This is a genomic window from Neorhizobium galegae bv. orientalis str. HAMBI 540 (genome assembly GCF_000731315.1).
GTDB classification, from domain to species: domain Bacteria; phylum Pseudomonadota; class Alphaproteobacteria; order Rhizobiales; family Rhizobiaceae; genus Neorhizobium; species Neorhizobium galegae.
In genome coordinates this window covers 4102034-4119521 of sequence record NZ_HG938353.1, presented here as the reverse complement: position 1 = coordinate 4119521, position 17488 = coordinate 4102034, and the positions used below count along the sequence as shown (strand labels likewise).

Genomic DNA, 17488 nt, shown 5'->3' with positions numbered 1-17488 from the left:
TGATCTTCGCTCGGCGGCGCTATAATCGTTGTTCCATGACGGACTTTCCAGCCAAACTTCTGGCGGGCTACCGCAACTTCATGAGCGGGCGCTATAGCGATGAACGCGAGCGCTACCGCGTGTTGGCGGAGACCGGGCAGAACCCCCACACCCTTCTCATCGCCTGTTGCGATTCCCGTGCCGCGCCGGAAACCATTTTCGACTGCGGTCCGGGCGAACTCTTCGTCGTCCGCAACGTCGCCAACATGGTCCCGCCTTTTGAACCGGACGGCCAGTTCCATGCCACTTCGGCGGCGTTGGAATATGCGGTCGAGGTTTTGGAGATCGACAATATCGTGGTGATGGGTCACGGCCGTTGCGGCGGTATCCGGGCGGCGCTGGATCCGAGCATGTCGCCGCTTTCTCCCGGCGATTTCATCGGCCGCTGGATGGCGCTGGTCAAACCGGCCGCCGAACAGATCCAGAGCAACGAGTTCATGACCCAGGCTGAGCGGCAGACGGCGCTGGAACGGGTGTCGATCCGCAATTCGATCGCCAACCTGGAGACGTTCCCGTTCGTCAAGAAACGCGGAGAGAAAGGCGAACTCAGCGTTCACGGCGCCTGGTTCGATATCTCGAGCGGCGAATTGTGGATTATGGACAGCAAGGGCGACTTCGTCCGTCCCGACCTTACCGAACTGCCCGTCCAGGCCGAACAAGCGTCGGCCTGAAATTTTCAGGTGAAGCGAAACTTCACGGCCGGCGGGCTTATTGGCCGTCGATCTGCGCGCCCATATAGGCGATCGCCTGCTGATAGACGGTTGCGGCGTTCCAGCCCTGGATAGCAACGAAGTTCGGCTGACCCGGCTGGTAACCGGCACCGGCTCTCCAGCCGTGTCCCTTGAGGAAGTTGGCGGTCGAGGCAAGCGCATCGGCACGCGAACGGACCATGTCGATATGGCCGTCGCCGTCGCCGTCGGCTCCGTAGCGGACAACGTTCAGCGGCAGGAACTGGGTCTGGCCGATTTCGCCGTGGGCAGCGCCACGGGCGGTGACGCTCAGATCACCTCGGCCGACCAGCTCAAGCGCCGCATAGAGCTGCTCGGTGAAATAGGCGGAGCGGCGGCAATCGTAAGCGAGCGTCGCGACAGCGGAAAGCGTATGCTGATCGCCCATAAAGCTGCCGAAGCCGGTTTCCATGCCCCAGATAGCGATGATAGGGCCGGCCGGCACGCCGAAGCGGCGCTCGATCTGCGCAAACAGCGAGGCATTGCCGGACTTCATGCCTTTGCCGCGGGAGATGATGGCAGCCCCGCCGCGCTTCTTCATGAAGTCGTCGAACGAGAGTTTGAAGCTTTTCTGGCCGCGGTCGGCACTGATGGTCGGACGATTGTAGGAGACGCTCGAAAAAGCCTTTTCGACGACCGAAGGATTGACGCCGTTCGAGGGCGCAACCCGCTTGAATTCCTCGACCCAGCGGGCGAAGCCGGATGAATCGTTGCCGCATTGGAGCGCGGCAAGCGCCGGGGTGGCGGTCATAAAACCGGTTGCGATCAATCCTGCCAGCAAAATCTTCTTCATGCGGTCAAACCCGTCCCCGAGAACCGGATCGCTGTGCCAGAAGCGTCCGGATAATGTGTTTTGTTTCGGCCTTATGGCGGCGGTTGCAAACAATCGCAACTCACCCGTTCATGAATAGTTCGTGATATGGGTGATTCGAAAGAAAAACCCCGCCATTTCTGACGGGGTTTCTATCGGAACATGCTTAATAAATTTATTATCTCTCAGGCAGCGACCTTGCGCGGCTTGATCAGGCCGCGATTGACAAGCAACTCGGCGATCTGGATGGCGTTGAGCGCTGCGCCCTTGCGCAGGTTGTCGGAAACGACCCAGATGTTGAGGCCGTTTTCCACCGTCGCATCCTCGCGGATACGGGAAATGTAGGTGGCATCCTCACCGGCGCATTCGTAAGGCGTGATGTAGCCGCCATCCTCGTGCTTGTCGATGACGAGGCAACCCGGTGCTTCGCGGAGAATGTCGCGGGCCTGGTCGGCGGTAATCTCGTTTTCGAATTCGATATTGACCGCTTCCGAATGACCGATGAAGACCGGAACGCGCACGGCAGTGCAGGTCACTCTGATCTTCGGATCGAGGATCTTCTTGGTCTCGGCGAGAACCTTCCATTCTTCCTTCGTATATCCGTCTTCCATGAAGCTATCGATATGCGGGATGACGTTGAAGGCGATGCGCTTGGTGAACTTCTTGGATTCGACCGGATCCGCGACGAAGACGGCGCGGGTCTGGGTGAAGAGTTCGTCCATGCCTTCCTTGCCGGCGCCGGAAACCGACTGATAGGTCGAGACGACGACACGCTTGATCTTGGCGAAGTCGTGCAGCGGCTTCAGGGCGACGACGAGCTGCGCGGTCGAGCAGTTCGGATTGGCGATGATGTTGCGCTTGGTAAAACCGGAGATCGCATCCGGGTTCACTTCCGGGACGATCAACGGAACGTCCTGGTCGTAACGCCAGGCGGAAGAGTTATCGATGACGACGCAGCCCTGTGCGCCGATCTTCGGCGACCACTTCTTGGAGATCTCGCCGCCGGCCGACATCAGGCAGATGTCGGTATCGGAAAAATCGTAGTTTTCGAGGTTGGAAACCTTCAGCGTCCGGTCGCCGAACGAAACTTCCGTGCCTTGGCTACGGGAGGACGCCAGTGCCACCACCTCGTCAACCGGGAAACCGCGTTCGGAAAGGATCGTCAGCATTTCCCTGCCGACATTGCCGGTTGCACCGGCGACTGCGATCTTGAAACCCATTTTTTTGCTCTCTTTCTGTCTCTCCTCGATCGGTGAGGGGGAAGCCGCGGTTGAATTCGCGGAATTCCTTGTCCCCGGCCATCCGGGGAGAGAGCGGCGGCCAGAGACGTCAGACGGTTTTCGTCGTCGTTTTGGCCTTGGTTTTGAAGAAAGCGGAAAAACACACCCGCTGCGCAGCTTGGATAGCCGGCAGTGCGGAGGCAGCGATGTCGAATTCGCAGGCGCGCATGTGGGTGTCTTCCCGTTCGCGAAGGTGTTTAGAAGATTTTTGGAACGAGTCAAGCGATGCTAACCCGAATGCTGCGCTGCATCGCCTCATACCGCGCCGCGGCATCCGTGGTGCACGGCAGGCGCGATATTAGACGAAAGTCATAATCCCAAAGCATCCCTCTTCTTGAGCCTTGAATTCTGTCAATCTGCGACAATGCGTCGCCGGTCCCAAGCCCAGGAGGAACGGGCCCGGAGTCGGCATGCGAGTTTTATCTTGAGGGAGGACGATAATGGCAAATGTCGCAACGGGGGTCGGTGCGAAGGCCGGACCGATGACGCGGGAGGAGAAGAAAGTCATCTTCGCTTCTTCGCTCGGCACCGTATTCGAATGGTACGATTTCTATCTCTATGGTTCACTCGCCACCTATATCGGCGCGACCTTTTTCACCCAATATCCGGAAGCAACGCGTAACATCTTCACGTTGCTCGCGTTCGCTGCGGGCTTCCTGGTCCGCCCCTTCGGCGCACTTGTGTTCGGCCGGTTGGGCGACTTGGTCGGCCGCAAATACACCTTCCTCATGACGATCGTGATCATGGGCATGTCGACCTTCCTGGTTGGCGTCTTGCCGGGTGCCGCGACGATCGGCATCGCCGCCCCGATCATCTTGATCGCCTTGCGTCTCTTGCAGGGCCTCGCGCTCGGCGGTGAGTATGGCGGTGCCGCGACTTACGTGGCCGAACATGCGCCGCACGGGCGGCGTGGCTATTTCACCTCATGGATCCAGACGACTGCAACGCTCGGTCTTTTCCTGTCGCTGATCGTCATCGTGCTCGTCCAATGGCTCATGGGTGCCACCGCGTTCGCGGCATGGGGTTGGCGCATTCCATTCCTCGTCTCGGTCATCTTGCTTGGCGTTTCCGTCTGGATCCGCCTGAAGATGAACGAATCCCCGGCGTTCCAGAAGATGAAGGCGGAGGGCAAGGGTTCCAAGGCTCCGCTGACGGAAGCCTTCGGCACTTGGCGCAACGCCAAGATCGCCATCATCGCGCTTCTTGGAGCCACGATGGGCCAGGCGGTCGTCTGGTACGGTGGTCAGTTCTACGCGCTGTTCTTCCTGCAGAACGTGCTGAAGGTGGATCTCCAGTCTGCCAATATCATGGTTGCCGTCGCGCTGATCCTCGGCACGCCGTTCTTCGTCATCTTCGGTGGTCTTTCCGACAAGATCGGCCGCAAGCCGATCATCATGGCGGGCCTGCTGATTGCCGCGGTCACATACTTCCCACTCTTCAAGGCAATGACCTCGATGGCGAACCCGGCGCTTGCCGAAGCCCAGGCGACGATCAAGGCGACTGTCACGGCCGATCCCGCGGACTGCAAATTCCAGTTCAACCCGACCGGTACATCGAAGTTCACCAACTCCTGCGATATCGCCACGTCGTTCCTCACCCGCAACTCGGTGCCTTACGAAGTTGTCGTAGGTCCCACCGGTCAGCCGGCTACGGTGAAGATCGCCGGCAAGAGCGTCACCAGCTTTGACTCGGTTGCTGCCGGCGCCGATGCCGCGGCCAAGCAGAGGGCTTTTGAAAAGGGCATCAACGTCGCGCTTCACGATGCCGGCTATCCGCTGACACGCGGTGCGATCAAGGTAGCGGATTCCAAGCTCGATGCCTTCATTGCCGCCAATCCGGAGCTCGCTCTCAATGCCGCTTCCGTTCGCGGCGGCGAAAAAGCGAGCGTTCCTGCGGCTGACCTCGTCAGCCAAAAGCTGCTCACCGCAGACGAAGCGAAGGGCGTCACCGACATGCCGGTCTATACGATCGCCAAGGGCGGTGCGTTCACGATGACGGCCGATCCGGCCCGGGTGAACTGGATCGGCACGATCGCCGTCCTGTTCGTCCTGGTGATCTACGTGACGATGGTCTACGGCCCGATCGCGGCCCTGCTGGTCGAACTCTTCCCGACCCGCATCCGGTATACTGGCATGTCGCTGCCTTACCACATTGGTAACGGCTGGTTCGGCGGCCTTCTGCCGGCAACGGCCTTCGCGATGAGCGCGGCCGCCGGCGATATCTACTATGGCCTCTGGTATCCGATCGTTTTCGCAGTCATCACTCTGGTGATCGGGCTGCTCTTCCTGCCGGAAACCAAGGATCGCGATATCCACGCGGAATAAGGGTTTGCGTCAGCAACCCCGCTAAAATGAAAAAGCCCGGCGCAGGCAACTGCGCCGGGCTTTTTCATGGGGGATCATTGCTGTTTTACGTCCGCCTCCCGCTTCGGCGGCATGCCGCGCGGCGGGAAGGGCGTATTTTTCCAGTCGGGACGTATCAGCAGGGGAACTGCCCGGCGCAGAACCGGCCAGCCGTCTGGCTCCTGCCGGAAGAGCAGCCCGTAACGGGAAAAGACGATTGCCATGATCACCGAGAACCAGGCGCCGAAGGAAAGGCCTGCAATGACGTCGCTCGGATAATGGGCTCCGACGATGACGCGCGAAAAACCGAGCCAGAAGCTGATGATCAGAAAGAACAGGCGGTAGCGCGGAGCGAGCAGCGCCAACGCCATCAGGAACGCGCCCACCGTGGTTGCGTGGCCGGAAGGGAAGCTTTCGAACCGTGAGCCGGAAAAAGGGCTGAAGCCGTGGAAACCCCATTGCTCGTAAAGCCCTGGCCGGGCGCGTCCGATGATACGCTTCACCAGGTTGACGAGAAGGCCGGAACCGGCAACGGCCACAAAGATATAAGCCGCGACATGGCTGACCAGCATCGCCTGAAAGCGGGCTTTCAGGCCCGGTGCGAGCCGGATAACGGCGAGCGCTTCGAAGAAGAGGAGCGCTGCCGCAAAAAGGATCCAGCCGGACGTGCCGAAATCGGTGATCGCCTTGCCGACCGGCAAAAGCACGTTGGGCGTATGGGCGGCATAGGAGCCGACCGGAGCATCGAGCAGGAAAAAGGCGATCAGGATCAGGTTGATCGTGACCAGCGCATAAGGCAGCCATCGGGGCGAAGGCGGCCCGGATGGATGGCGATACCGCCGATGTTTCAGTTTTTCGATTGTCCGTTTCATCGGCCTCTGTCCGTGGCGCTGGACCGATCCCGCGCCGCTTTTTCCCATAGATTCCGCGATATGGGTAGCAGGATGCCGAACGCCAAATATGGAGGTGCCTTTCCGCCCAAGGCGGAAAGGCACCGATCGGTGTTATCAGGCGGAAAGGCTTACGAATTCCTTGAGGATCGCATCGCCCATTTCGGCGGTGCCGACCTTGCGGGCGCCCTCGGCCATGATGTCGCCGGTGCGGATACCCTGATCCAGCACGTTGGCGATCGCCTTTTCGAGGTTGTCGGCTTCCGTGACCATATTGAAGGAGTAACGAAGGCACATGGCGAACGAAGCGATCATCGCAATCGGGTTGGCAACGCCGGTGCCGGCGATATCAGGCGCCGAACCATGGACCGGCTCGTAAAGCGCCTTGCGCTTGCCGGTCTTGGCGTCGGGTGCGCCGAGCGATGCGGAAGGCAGCATGCCGAGCGAGCCGGTGAGCATCGCCGCGACGTCGGAGAGCATGTCGCCGAACAGGTTGTCGGTGACGATCACGTCGAACTGTTTTGGAGCGCGGACCAGCTGCATGCCGCCGGCATCGGCCAGCATGTGGTCCAGCTTGACGTCTGAATATTTCGCCTTGTGGGTTTCGGTGACCACCTGGTTCCAGAGCACGCCGGACTTCATGACGTTGCGCTTTTCCATCGAGCAGACAGCGTTCTTGCGGGTGCGGGCAAGCTCGAAGGCGACGCCGGCGATGCGTTCGATCTCATAGGTATCGTAGACCTGGGTATCGATGCCGCGCTTCTGGCCGTTGCCGAGGTCGATGATTTCCTTCGGTTCGCCGAAATAGACGCCGCCGGTCAATTCTCGGACGATCAGGATGTCGAGGCCTTCGACCAGTTCCGGCTTCAAGGAGGAAGCGGAGCTAAGCGCCGGATAGCAGATGGCGGGACGCAGGTTGGCGAACAGTTCCATATCCTTGCGCAGGCGAAGCAGGCCGGCTTCCGGACGGACTTCATAGGGAACCTGGTCCCATTTCGGGCCGCCGACGGCGCCGAAGAGCACGGCATCCGCGTTCATGGCCTTGCTCATATCCTCTTCGGAAATCGCGGCGCCATGGGCATCGTAGGCGCAGCCGCCGACCAGGCCTTCGTCGAGGACGAAATCGGCCTTCATGGCGCTGTTCATATGAGCGATGATCTTGCGGACTTCGCCCATGGCCTCGGGGCCGATGCCGTCGCCGGGAAGGAGGAAGAGGTTCTTTGCCATATCGTTTTCGTGTCCTTGCGGGTTTTGCAGGCTCGCGTCGTCCCGCGCGGGATCTCCGCGCCTGGCAAAACCTCGTCCGAGCCTGCCAAAGGACGAGGCTGGAAAGGTTTAAGGACTGCCGGCGCCGATGCGGGCAGTCACTTCGATCTCGATCTTCATTTCCGGCGTGGTGAGGCCGCAAACGACCATGGTCGCCGCAGGCCGGATCTCGGAGAAAGTCTCGCCGAGAACCTGAACGATGGCATCGTAATCAGCCATGTCTGTGAGGTAGTAGCGCACCCGGACGACGTCCTGAAGGCCGCTTCCGGCCTCCTTCAGCGCCTTCTCGATCGTGCCGAGCGTGTTGCGCGTCTGGGCCGCGGCATCCTCGGGCATTTCCATCCGGGCATAGTCATAGCCGGTGGTGCCGGAGACATAGACGATGTCGCGGTCCACCACGGCGCGCGAATAGCCGATCCGCGTTTCGAAGGGCGATCCGGAGGAAATCCGCTTGACCATCAGGTTGCTCCGGAAATCAGAGCCAGGGGCGAGCGGCTCGGTTGTTGTTTTCGAAAGTGCTGATCGCAGCATCGCTCTTCATTGTCGAGGCAATGTCGTCGAGGCCTTCGAGCATGATATGGCGACGACCGGGATCGATGTCGAAATGGATCGAGCCGCCATCCGGGCCGGTGATTTCCTGGGCTTCGAGGTCGACCGAAAGGATGGCGTTCGAGCCGCGCTCGGCATCGTCCATCAGCTTGTCCAGGTCTTCCTGGGAAACGACGATCGGCAGGATGCCGTTCTTGAAACAGTTATTGTAGAAAATGTCGGCGAAGCTCGTCGAGATGACGCAGCGGATGCCGAAGTCGAGAAGCGCCCAGGGAGCGTGTTCGCGCGAGGAGCCGCAGCCGAAATTGTCGCCAGCGACCAGGATCTTGGCGTTGCGATAGGCCGGCTTGTTCAGCACGAAATCGGGATTTTCAGAACCGTCGTCCTTGTAGCGGGCTTCCGAGAAGAGACCCTTGCCAAGACCGGTACGCTTGATGGTCTTCAGGTAATCCTTCGGAATGATCATGTCCGTGTCGATATTGATGACCGGAAGCGGCGCTGCAACGCCGGTGAGCTTGGTGAACTTTTCCATGATCTGCCTCCACGTGGACTTATCTGCGGAAGCTGCCATAAAGCATATTGACGCGGATTTGAAGGGCTGTTTGGCGTGAACCGGTACGCCCACGCGCCGGAAACCGGCGCATTCGTCTCTTTACCGCTTCGGCGCGATCAAAGGTCGATGATCGTGCCGCGGCCGTCGTTCCAGACGCGCATCTCGCGCTTGCTCGCCTTGGCCCGTACCGGAACCGGCTTCAGCCGCGCCGAAAGCGCACGCCCGATGGACAGAACCGCGAGAATGCCGGCAAAGGCGACGGTCAGCGAAGCCGTCAGAAGTGCTGCCATGGCGAGCACGGCAATGGCCGATATGATGACGAAGAATACGCGAATGTTTTGCATGGTATATACCTTTCTCATCAAGGAATGTGGAGCCTTCCGCCCTTTCTTGCAAGGGGCTTTGGGCATGCAGTATTGCCGCAGACCAAAAAGATTGGCACAAAGCGGCGATGACTGCCTTGACCGATATCAAACTTGCCCCCATTCACCTTCGCCGCTCGATTCTGAGCGTGCCGGCCGGCAATGCGAGGGCATTGGAAAAGGTGCATGGCCTCGATTGCGATGCGGCGATCTTCGATCTGGAAGATTCCGTCGCGCCGGAAAAGAAGGCGGAAGCCCGCGACAACCTGCGCCGACTGTTTAAAGAAAACCCGCTCCAGGGCAGGGAAACGATCATCCGCATCAACCCGCTCGAAACCGAATTCGGCAAGGCGGATATGGACCTGGTGACCGAGGTCTCTCCCGACGTGGTGCTGATCCCGAAGGTCGAGCACATGTCGCAGGTCCAGGCGGTGGCGGATATCCTGTCCGAGGCCGGAGCGCCGGACGATCTTGCCATCTGGGCAATGATCGAAACGCCGAAGGGCGTCCTGAATGCGCCGGCGATTGCCCCTGTCGACGAGCGGCTCCAATGTTTCGTGGTTGGCCTCAACGACCTGCGCAAGGAGACCGGCGTGCTGCCGCAGCCCGGCCGGGCCTATCTGGTGCCCTGGCTGATGCAGATCGTGCTTGCCGGCTGCGCCCATGGGATCGATGTGATCGACAGCGTCTTCAACGACTTCAAGGATGCAGAAGCCTTTGAGGCGGAATGCGCCCAGGGACGCGCCATGGGCTTTTCCGGCAAGATGCTGATCCATCCGGCCCAGATCGAACCTGCCAACCGGCATTTCGGGCCGGATCCCCAGGCCGTGAAAGAGGCGGAAGCGGTGATTGCCGCCTTCGCGGGACCGGGTGCGCAACATCTCAATGTCATCAACCTCAACGGCAAGATGGTCGAGCGGCTGCACCTGATGGAGGCTGAAAAGCTTACCGCCAAGGCACGCATCATCGCCGAACGAAAGAAAACGCCATGAAACTTTATCGCTTCCTCAGCGGTCCCGACGATTCCTCCTTCTGCCACAAGGTGACGGCGGCGCTGAACAAGGGCTGGGAACTTTCCGGTTCGCCGACCTACGCCTTCAACGCCACGACCGGCGAAATGCAGTGCGGCCAGGCGGTGACCAAAACCGTTCATGGCAAGGAATACGATCCCGAGATGAAGCTCGGAGAGCAATAAGCTCCAGTCAGAGAGGATCAGCGCTGAGCAGCTTCGTCGGCGCTGGCCTCGATACGCTCCATGTCGTCGTCGCTGAGGCCGAAATGGTGGCCGATCTCGTGGATCAGCACATGGGTGATGATATCGCCCAGGGTTTCCTCGTTTTCCGCCCAATAATCCAGGATCGGCCGGCGATAAAGCCGGATACGGTTCGGCAATTCACCCGTTTCCATGTTGAACCGCTCGGAAATGCCGCGGCCTTCGAAAAGGCCGAGCAGGTCGAAAGGCGTCTCGAGAGCCATATCCTCGAAAACGTCGTCGTCCGGAAAATCCTCGATCTCGATCGTCAGGTTGACGGTGAGAGCCCGGAATTCCTCCGGTAAATGACCATAGGCCTCGATTGCCAGCGACTCGAACGTGCTGATCGTCGGTGCGTGGCGATCCTGCCAATCGTCGGTCTGGTCGATGCGGGCCATATGCTCTCCTTCTGATCAGGCCCATATAGTACCTCCCGCGATATTTTTCGAGTGAAGAATCATCGGCCTAGGATCCGAGGAAAAGATTCCCAGGATTTGGCTGTTGACTCTTTCGGCCAGCTCTGGAATCCATAAGAACATAAAGAGAACATGTACGAATGGAGCTGACGCCATGGCCGAGCACGCCACGGCGCAGGAGACGCTTTTTGCCCTGCGCGAACAGATCGCCAGATTGGAAGGGAAATCTCTCCCGGCACTTGCCGCGGCGGAACAGGCGGACTCCGCCGCCGATCCGGAAGGCCAGAAAACCAGGAATAATCAACCTCGTCTGCCATTCGGCATACCGCCGATGGATACCGCGTTGGAAGGTGGCCTGCCGCTCGACGGCATCACGGAAATCCGCTCGCTGCTGATGGGAGATGCCGGAGCAGCAAGCGGCTTTACTCTCTCGCTGGCCTCTCACCTCAAGGCGAGACAACCAAGCGACGCGCCGGTTCTGTGGATCGGCGATGTCGTGTCCACACAGGAGGCCGGAATTCCCTATTCCGTCGGCCTCAAACAGTTCGGATTGAGCCTGCGGGATGTTCTTTACGCCTCGCCGCGCAAGCTGGACGATGCCCTGTGGCTTGCGGAGACCGCGGTGGCCAGCGGGGCTGTTGTCGCCACCATTCTCGAAATCCGGGGCAACCCCAGGCATTTCGGCCTCACCGAAAGCCGCAGGCTGGGTCTGAGGGCAAAGGCGGCGGGACGGCCGCTCTTTCTGTTGCGGCATGCGGGAGAGGAGGAGGCAAGCAGCGCCTCGTTCCGCTTTCTTGTCGAACCGGCGCCGGCGGCTCGCCGGCATCTTCCGGAGGGATCCGAGCTTGGCGGCAGCATCGGTCATCCCGTTTTCAGGCTGACCCTGGAGAAGAGCCGCATCCCGGCTCCGCTATCCCTACTTCTGGAGTGGAATCCCCATGACCGTCAATTTTCCCTCGGCCGAGAGGCAGGAGAGGCTTTCTCTTTCCACAACCCGCCAGCGCATCCTGGCGCTCGTCTTCCCGCATCTGCCGACCGACAGGATCGCGCGCCGGCTCTGGGGACTGTCATGGCGTTCGAAAGGGCGTCCTGAACATCCTCCGATCCTCTGTGCCGGCCGGCGCGAAAACGCCATGCGGCTCACAGCGCTCGACGAGGTTTCCGAACGTCTCGGGCTGAAGCGTGGGCAGGGGTTGGCGGAAGCGCGCGCCATGTTCCCGAAGATCGACGTGGTGGACGAGGATGGCGCGGCGGACCAGGGCCTTCTCGAGGCGATTGCCGATTGGTGCGATCGTTACACCCCGCTGGTGGCGCTGGACGGCCGCGAAGGCCTGTTTCTCGACATAACCGGCTGCACCCACCTCTTCGGTGGCGAGGAGGCTCTGCTCAAGGACATTCTTGGCCGACTTTTGCAGATGGGATTCGATGTCAAAGGGGCGATCTCCTCGTCACCGGGCCTGTCCTGGGCCGCCTGTCGCTTCGGCCGCGGCGGCGTGATTGCCGACCAGGTGACGGAGGCGGTGCTGGCGCCTCTGTCGGTCAACGCTTTGCGTATCGATGAGGCCACCATCGCGGCGCTCTACAAGCTCGGACTGAAAAGGATCGGCGACCTTCTGCCGATGCCGCGTGCGCCGTTGGCTCGCCGTTTCGGCATTCATCTATTGCTTCGGCTGGATCAGGCGCTCGGTCACAATGAGGAAGCCATCTCGCCTCGCCGGCCCGTGGCGGCCCTTTCCGCCGAGCGGAGGCTTCCAGAACCGATCCAGGCGGAAGAGCATATCTTGCAGCTGACCGGCCAGATTGCCATTTCATTGAAATCGGAATTGGAAGCCCGTGGTGTCGGGGGACGTGTTTTCGAACTGGTGCTTTTCCGGGTCGATGGCCGGGTGTTTCGCATCGCCGCCGGTGCCTCGCAGCCGTTGCAGGATCCGAAACGGATCTCCTCGCTGTTTTCGGAGCGCCTGAACGCCGTGCACGATGACCTCGATGCCGGCTTTGGTTTCGAGCTCCTGCGCCTCAACGTGTTGCAATACGATGCCTTCAGGATTTCCCAGGGTGATTTCACCGGCAATGGCGATAGCGAAATCTCGCTTGCCGATTTTGTCGATCGGGTTTCGGCCCGGCTCGGGGCCGACTGTCTGCAGATCGCCGAACCGAAGCAGAGCCACGTCCCGGAGCGCGCGGAAGTGTTCGTGCCGGCGATTGCCTCGCGGATTGTCCGGGAAAAAACCGAGGAAATTTTTGCCTTCGCGCCGAGAAGCGACCGCCCCTTGCGGCTCTTCCGTCATCCGGAACTGATGGAAGCCTTCGCGGCAACGGTGCCCGATGGCCCTCCCCAGCGTTTCCGCTGGCGCCGCATCGTCCATGAAGTCATCCGTGCGGAGGGGCCGGAGCGGATTTCGCCCGAATGGTGGAATGACGCGGAAGATGTCGAGGAGCGCGACTATTTCAGGCTTGAAAGTGAAGCTGGCCGCCGTTTCTGGATTTTCCGCGCCGGTCATTACGTTGCCGGCAAAACTGCGCCGACCTGGCGCGTGCATGGGATTTTCGCATGACGGACGCTCCCGTTTTTTTCGAGATCGGCGCGAAGACGAACTTCTCCTTCCTGGAGGGCGCGGCAAGGCCGGAGGAAATGGTTGTTACCGCGAGTGTGCTTGGTCTCTCCGGGCTTGGGATTGCCGATCGGAATTCGGTTGCCGGCGTAGTGCGCGCCCATAGTCAGGTCCGGAATATGAAGGAGACCTACGAGCGTCAGAAGAAGGAAGGCAGGAAAGAAGACGAAGAAGAGGCAATCGAACCTTGCGCCTTTTATCCGGGGGCACGGCTCGTCTTCGCCGACGATACGCCGGACGTGCTGGCCTATCCTCTGAATCGGAAAGGCTGGGCGAATCTCTGTCGTCTTCTGAGCCGTGGAAACCTCAGGACGGAGAAGGGTTCCTGCATCCTTGAGGGATGGGATCTTCTCGAATGGTGCAAGGAAGAAATGATGCTCGCCGTCGTTCCGGATTTTTCGCGTGCTGAAGATGCCCGGTATCTGGTGGACCTGAATAAAAAGCTGAAGGACTATCGAGAAAAATTCGGCAAAAATATCTATTTCGCCCTGTCGCCGACCTATGACGGACGGGACAGGCTTGTCTTTGCGATATTTTCTCGGATGGCTTTCCAAAACCGTCTGCCGTTGATTGCAACGAACCTGCCGCTTTTCCATCTTCCTGAACGGCGATCGCTTTCAAACGTCGTGACCGCCATTCGTGAACATGTGACGGTTCAGGAAGCTGGCTTTCGTCTGGCCCCGAACGGAGAGAGGTACATCAAGCAGGCCGCCGAAATGGCCCGGCTTTTTCACGCTTATCCGGATGCGATTTCGAACGCGCGAAGATTTTTCAGCCGCCTGCGTTTCTCTCTTGATGAGCTAAGCCATAATTACCCGGACGAAAGCGTTCCGGGTGAAACCGTATCGGAAACCTTGGAGCGTCTTACCTGGGAGGGCGCCAGGTGGCGTTATCCGGATAAGATCCCCGAGAAGGTTTCCAAGCAGATCAGGTATGAGCTCAATCTCATCAAGGAGATGCAATACGAGCCTTATTTCCTGACGGTTCGCCACATCGTCTGGCATGCCCGCTATGAGTTGAAGATCCTCTGCCAGGGGCGTGGCTCAGCGGCCAATTCCAGCGTCTGTTATTGTCTCGGTATTACCGAAGTCGATCCGACATCCACGACACTGCTCTTTGAACGGTTCATTTCGACCGAACGAAACGAACCGCCGGATATCGATGTCGATTTTGAACATGCGCGGCGCGAGGAAGTGATCCAGTACATTTATCAGCATTATGGCTTTCGCCATGCCGGCCTGACGGCGGCGGTTACGAGTTATCGGACCCGAATGGCCGGCCGTGAGGTTGCCAAGGCTTTTGGGCTCTCCGAGGATGTACAGGCGGCACTTTCGAGCACGGTGTGGGGTTGGTCGGATGAAGGCACGTCGGAAAGAGACGCAAAAGCCGCGGGTCTCGACACTGCCGACTTTGTGACAAAACAGGTTCTTTCGCATGCGCAGGAACTTATGGGTTTCCCGCGCCATCTCACCCAGCATGTCGGCGGTTTCCTGATTACGCGCGACCGGCTTGACGAAATCGTGCCGATCATGAAAACGGCCATGCCGGGCCGTTACATGATCGAATGGGACAAGGACGATCTCGACACCCTGAAGCTCCTGAAGATCGACGTGCTGGCGCTCGGCATGCTGACCTGCCTCAAAAAAGCGTTCGATCTGATGCAGCGGCATTATCAGGTCAATGAGACATTGGCCGGATTGCAGCAGCGGCCCGAGAAGGCTGTTTACGACATGATCTGCCGTGCGGACACGATCGGGGTTTTCCAGATCGAGAGCCGGGCGCAGATGAGCATGCTGCCGAGGCTGAGACCCGAAAAGTTCTATGACCTTGTTGTCGAAGTGGCGATCGTCAGACCTGGCCCTATCCAAGGAAACATGGTCCACCCGTATCTAAAACGGCGCGAAGCCCAACGGAACAAACAGCCGATCGAATATCCCAGTCCTGAATTGGAAAAGGTTCTTGAACGCACGCTAGGCGTACCTCTCTTTCAAGAGCAGGCAATGCAGATTGCAATAACTGCAGCCGGTTTTTCTCCTGAAAAAGCGGACAAACTACGTCGATCGATGGCGACGTTCAAGCGATCGGGAAGAGTGGAGGAATTTAAGACCGATTTTGTTGCAGGTATGTTGAAAAACGAGCGTTATTCCAAGGAATTTGCGGAAAGCTGCTTCAGCCAGATCCAGGGCTTTGCCGAATACGGCTTTCCGGAAAGTCATGCGGCGTCATTCGCTTTGCTTGTCTACGCCTCTTCCTGGATCAAGACCTATTATCCGGACGTCTTCTGCACGGCGATGATGAACTCCCAGCCGATGGGATTTTATGCGCCGGCCCAGCTCATACGGGATGCACGCGAGCACGGTGTCAGGATTCTCCCCGTGGACGTCAACAGGTCGGAGTGGGACTGCACTTTGGAAGAGGCAGTTTTCGACAAAACCGCGATCGACAAGCGTCACAGATCCATGCGGGATGTCATCAAGACCGAGCGGGCCGTGCGGCTTGGGTTTCGACAGGTCAAAGGCCTTGCCGAAAAAGACATGGTCGAGAAGTTCATTGCCAACCGAGGAGAGGGTTATACGTCGATCCACGATCTCTGGCTGCGGTCCGGTCTCGACAAGTCGGATATCGAGCGGCTGGCGGATGCAGATGCCTTCAACTCCGTGAGACTCAACCGCCGTGAAGCGCTCTGGGCCGTCAGGGGGCTCGATGCCAGGAGGGCAAGTGAGAAACTGCCCTTGTTCGATGTGGCCGATCGTGCGGATCTCCGGCCCGAGGCGAAAGCGGCGCTGCCGGAAATGTTGCCCGGCGAACAGGTGATCGAGGATTACCGCTATCTCTCGCTTTCGCTGAAAGCGCATCCGGTTTCATTTCTGCGCGAAGAATTCAAGGCGATGGGGATTACCCGCAGCGTCGATCTTTTGACGGTCCCGAACGGGCAGAGGGTGACGATCGGCGGGATCGTTCTTGTCCGGCAGCGACCGGGCTCGGCCAAGGGCGTTATCTTCATGACGCTGGAAGACGAGACCGGTGTTGCCAATGCGATCGTCTGGTCGAAGATTTTCGAGCGTTATCGGCCGGTCGTGATGGGCGCGCGGCTGGTCAAGATCCGGGGGAGACTGCAAAGCCAGAGCGGCGTCATCCATACCGTGGTCGAACATATCGAGGACATTACCCCGATGCTGGGTCTGCTGCAGAAAGAGGCGAGGCAGTTCGGCGTGTCGGCCCGTTCGGACGAGGCGCTGCAATCGAGCGGAGACCACCGGCAGAAGAGGCGTTCGAATGGAATGGAGGAGGCACGCAGGGGAAGTGCAAAGGAGGCGGTAGCTGGCGATTCCTGCGGAGCAGGACCAGGAAGCGTCATGCCGAAAGGCCGCAATTTCCACTAATTACCGATGCAATGATACAAAGGAAGAAGCCGTGGGTATGGCAGGCTCCCTTAAGAAGTGACTCATATATGTCGATTCTTTCTTGACATCTCCTGTCCGCTTTCGCAAAAAGAGGAGGTTACGGGTCATGTTTGGCAGGTCGACCGAGAATGCTGGTTTGCAGTTGCAATTACATCACCGATAGGGAAATCAAGGACGTCATCACGCAACTCCTTGATGAGGACTGTTGGCAGCTCATCGTACCCTCAAAGGTCTATCATGCCATGGCGAAACGCGGCCGCTGCTGCGGCTGCTTCCCAAGTGTTGTCGACCTGATCATCCGCACGACCGAGGAATATCACGCCCACCACCACTCGACGGAAGACGAAGTGGTCGTATATATGTCCCGCCTGAGACAGTTCCATGAAGAAAACAGGAGAGCGGACATTGAAAGGCGACTCAAAGGTCATCGAGCGGCTTAACGAGGCATTGTTTCTCGAGCTAGGCGCCGTCAACCAGTATTGGCTGCATTATCGCCTGCTGGACGACTGGGGTTTCAAGAAGCTCGCGAAAAAGGAACGGGCAGAGTCGATCGAGGAAATGCATCATGCCGATCGTCTCATCGATCGCATCATCTTCCTCGAAGGCCATCCCAACCTGCAGACGCTTGCCCCGTTGCGCATCGGTCAGAATGTCAAGGAAGTCCTGGAAGCCGATCTTGCTGGCGAATATGATGCCCGCACGGCCTACAAAGCCTCACGCGATATCTGTCACGCGGCTGGCGACTACGTCTCGATGAAGCTCTTCGAGGAGCTTATGATGGATGAGGAAGGCCATATCGACTTCCTCGAAACCCAACTCGATCTGCTGGCGAAGATCGGCGAGGAACGCTACGGCCTCCTCAACGCGGAATCCGCCGATTCTGCCGAATAAATTGCTGTATTTGAACGCAAAGGACCCGGCGAAGCATCCGCTCCGCCGGGTCTTTTCATTTCGGTCGATGGGAACGTTGGCTATGCAGCCATG

At 59.2% G+C, this 17488-nt stretch carries 16 protein-coding genes and 1 pseudogene; 9 read left to right on the top strand and 8 right to left on the bottom strand.

The window, feature by feature from the left end:
• Positions 1-35 precede the first annotated feature (35 nt).
• Positions 36-710, top strand: coding sequence for a carbonic anhydrase (locus RG540_RS19885; protein ID WP_038591515.1), 675 nt, complete (start codon positions 36-38; stop codon positions 708-710).
• 37 nt (positions 711-747) lie between these two features.
• Here RG540_RS19885 and RG540_RS19880 read toward each other — a convergent pair whose 3' ends face one another.
• Complete coding sequence (locus tag RG540_RS19880) at positions 748-1560, bottom strand: lytic murein transglycosylase (RefSeq protein ID WP_038591512.1); 813 nt, start codon at positions 1558-1560, stop codon at positions 748-750.
• A gap of 203 nt (positions 1561-1763) precedes the next feature.
• Complete coding sequence (locus tag RG540_RS19875) at positions 1764-2798, bottom strand: aspartate-semialdehyde dehydrogenase (RefSeq protein WP_038591509.1); 1035 nt, start codon at positions 2796-2798, stop codon at positions 1764-1766.
• A 500-nt stretch (positions 2799-3298) separates the two neighbouring features.
• Here RG540_RS19875 and RG540_RS19870 point away from each other — a divergent pair, with 500 nt between their 5' ends.
• Positions 3299-5182 (top strand): MFS transporter, encoded by a 1884-nt coding sequence (locus tag RG540_RS19870; RefSeq protein WP_038591506.1) that lies wholly within the window; start codon positions 3299-3301, stop codon positions 5180-5182.
• A gap of 74 nt (positions 5183-5256) precedes the next feature.
• On the opposite strand, the gene lpxE is transcribed toward RG540_RS19870, so the two are convergent.
• From lpxE to RG540_RS19845, 5 genes are all read right to left on the bottom strand, one after another.
• Positions 5257-6072, bottom strand: coding sequence for a lipid A 1-phosphatase LpxE (lpxE, locus tag RG540_RS19865; RefSeq protein WP_038594324.1), 816 nt, complete (start codon positions 6070-6072; stop codon positions 5257-5259).
• A 135-nt stretch (positions 6073-6207) separates the two neighbouring features.
• Complete coding sequence (gene leuB, locus RG540_RS19860) at positions 6208-7317, bottom strand: 3-isopropylmalate dehydrogenase (RefSeq protein WP_038591503.1); 1110 nt, start codon at positions 7315-7317, stop codon at positions 6208-6210.
• 108 nt (positions 7318-7425) lie between these two features.
• Positions 7426-7815 carry a RidA family protein gene (locus RG540_RS19855; RefSeq protein ID WP_038591501.1) on the bottom strand — a complete coding sequence of 130 codons (390 nt, stop codon included), beginning with the start codon at positions 7813-7815 and terminating at the stop codon, positions 7426-7428.
• Between the two features lie 16 nt (positions 7816-7831).
• Entirely contained in the window at positions 7832-8437 is a 606-nt protein-coding gene (gene leuD / locus RG540_RS19850) for a 3-isopropylmalate dehydratase small subunit (RefSeq protein WP_038591498.1), read from the bottom strand.
• A 137-nt stretch (positions 8438-8574) separates the two neighbouring features.
• Positions 8575-8802 carry a hypothetical protein gene (locus tag RG540_RS19845; RefSeq protein WP_038591495.1) on the bottom strand — a complete coding sequence of 76 codons (228 nt, stop codon included), beginning with the start codon at positions 8800-8802 and terminating at the stop codon, positions 8575-8577.
• 107 nt (positions 8803-8909) lie between these two features.
• Here RG540_RS19845 and RG540_RS19840 point away from each other — a divergent pair, with 107 nt between their 5' ends.
• Both RG540_RS19840 and RG540_RS19835 read left to right on the top strand, forming a co-directional pair.
• Positions 8910-9812: an HpcH/HpaI aldolase/citrate lyase family protein gene (locus RG540_RS19840; RefSeq protein WP_038591492.1), complete on the top strand. Its 903-nt coding sequence runs from the start codon at positions 8910-8912 to the stop codon at positions 9810-9812.
• Positions 9809-10015, top strand: coding sequence for a DUF1737 domain-containing protein (locus RG540_RS19835; protein ID WP_007764402.1), 207 nt, complete (start codon positions 9809-9811; stop codon positions 10013-10015). Before RG540_RS19840 ends, RG540_RS19835 begins: the two co-directional genes overlap by 4 nt.
• 17 nt (positions 10016-10032) lie before the next feature.
• Here RG540_RS19835 and RG540_RS19830 read toward each other — a convergent pair whose 3' ends face one another.
• A complete protein-coding gene (locus tag RG540_RS19830) occupies positions 10033-10470 on the bottom strand; it encodes a metallopeptidase family protein (protein ID WP_038547261.1) in 438 nt (145 codons plus the stop codon).
• A 172-nt stretch (positions 10471-10642) separates the two neighbouring features.
• Between RG540_RS19830 and RG540_RS19825 the strand changes: the two genes are divergently transcribed.
• The 5 genes and pseudogenes from RG540_RS19825 to bfr all read left to right on the top strand — a co-directional run bounded on the left by RG540_RS19825 (position 10643) and on the right by bfr (position 17395).
• Positions 10643-11581, top strand: coding sequence for an ImuA family protein (locus tag RG540_RS19825; RefSeq protein ID WP_038591489.1), 939 nt, complete (start codon positions 10643-10645; stop codon positions 11579-11581).
• Between the two features lie 40 nt (positions 11582-11621).
• Positions 11622-13043 carry a Y-family DNA polymerase gene (locus RG540_RS19820; RefSeq protein ID WP_038591487.1) on the top strand — a complete coding sequence of 474 codons (1422 nt, stop codon included), beginning with the start codon at positions 11622-11624 and terminating at the stop codon, positions 13041-13043.
• A complete protein-coding gene (locus RG540_RS19815) occupies positions 13040-16483 on the top strand; it encodes an error-prone DNA polymerase (RefSeq protein ID WP_038591484.1) in 3444 nt (1147 codons plus the stop codon). The genes RG540_RS19820 and RG540_RS19815 overlap by 4 nt, the downstream gene beginning before the upstream one ends.
• A 66-nt stretch (positions 16484-16549) precedes the next feature.
• A pseudogene (locus tag RG540_RS33535) lies at positions 16550-16944 on the top strand ((2Fe-2S)-binding protein).
• The gene (gene bfr, locus RG540_RS19805; RefSeq protein WP_038591481.1) at positions 16910-17395 is read left to right on the top strand and encodes a bacterioferritin; all 486 of its coding nucleotides are present in this window, start codon (positions 16910-16912) and stop codon (positions 17393-17395) included. The pseudogene RG540_RS33535 and the gene bfr overlap by 35 nt, the downstream one beginning before the upstream one ends.
• Positions 17396-17488: the final 93 nt, after the last annotated feature.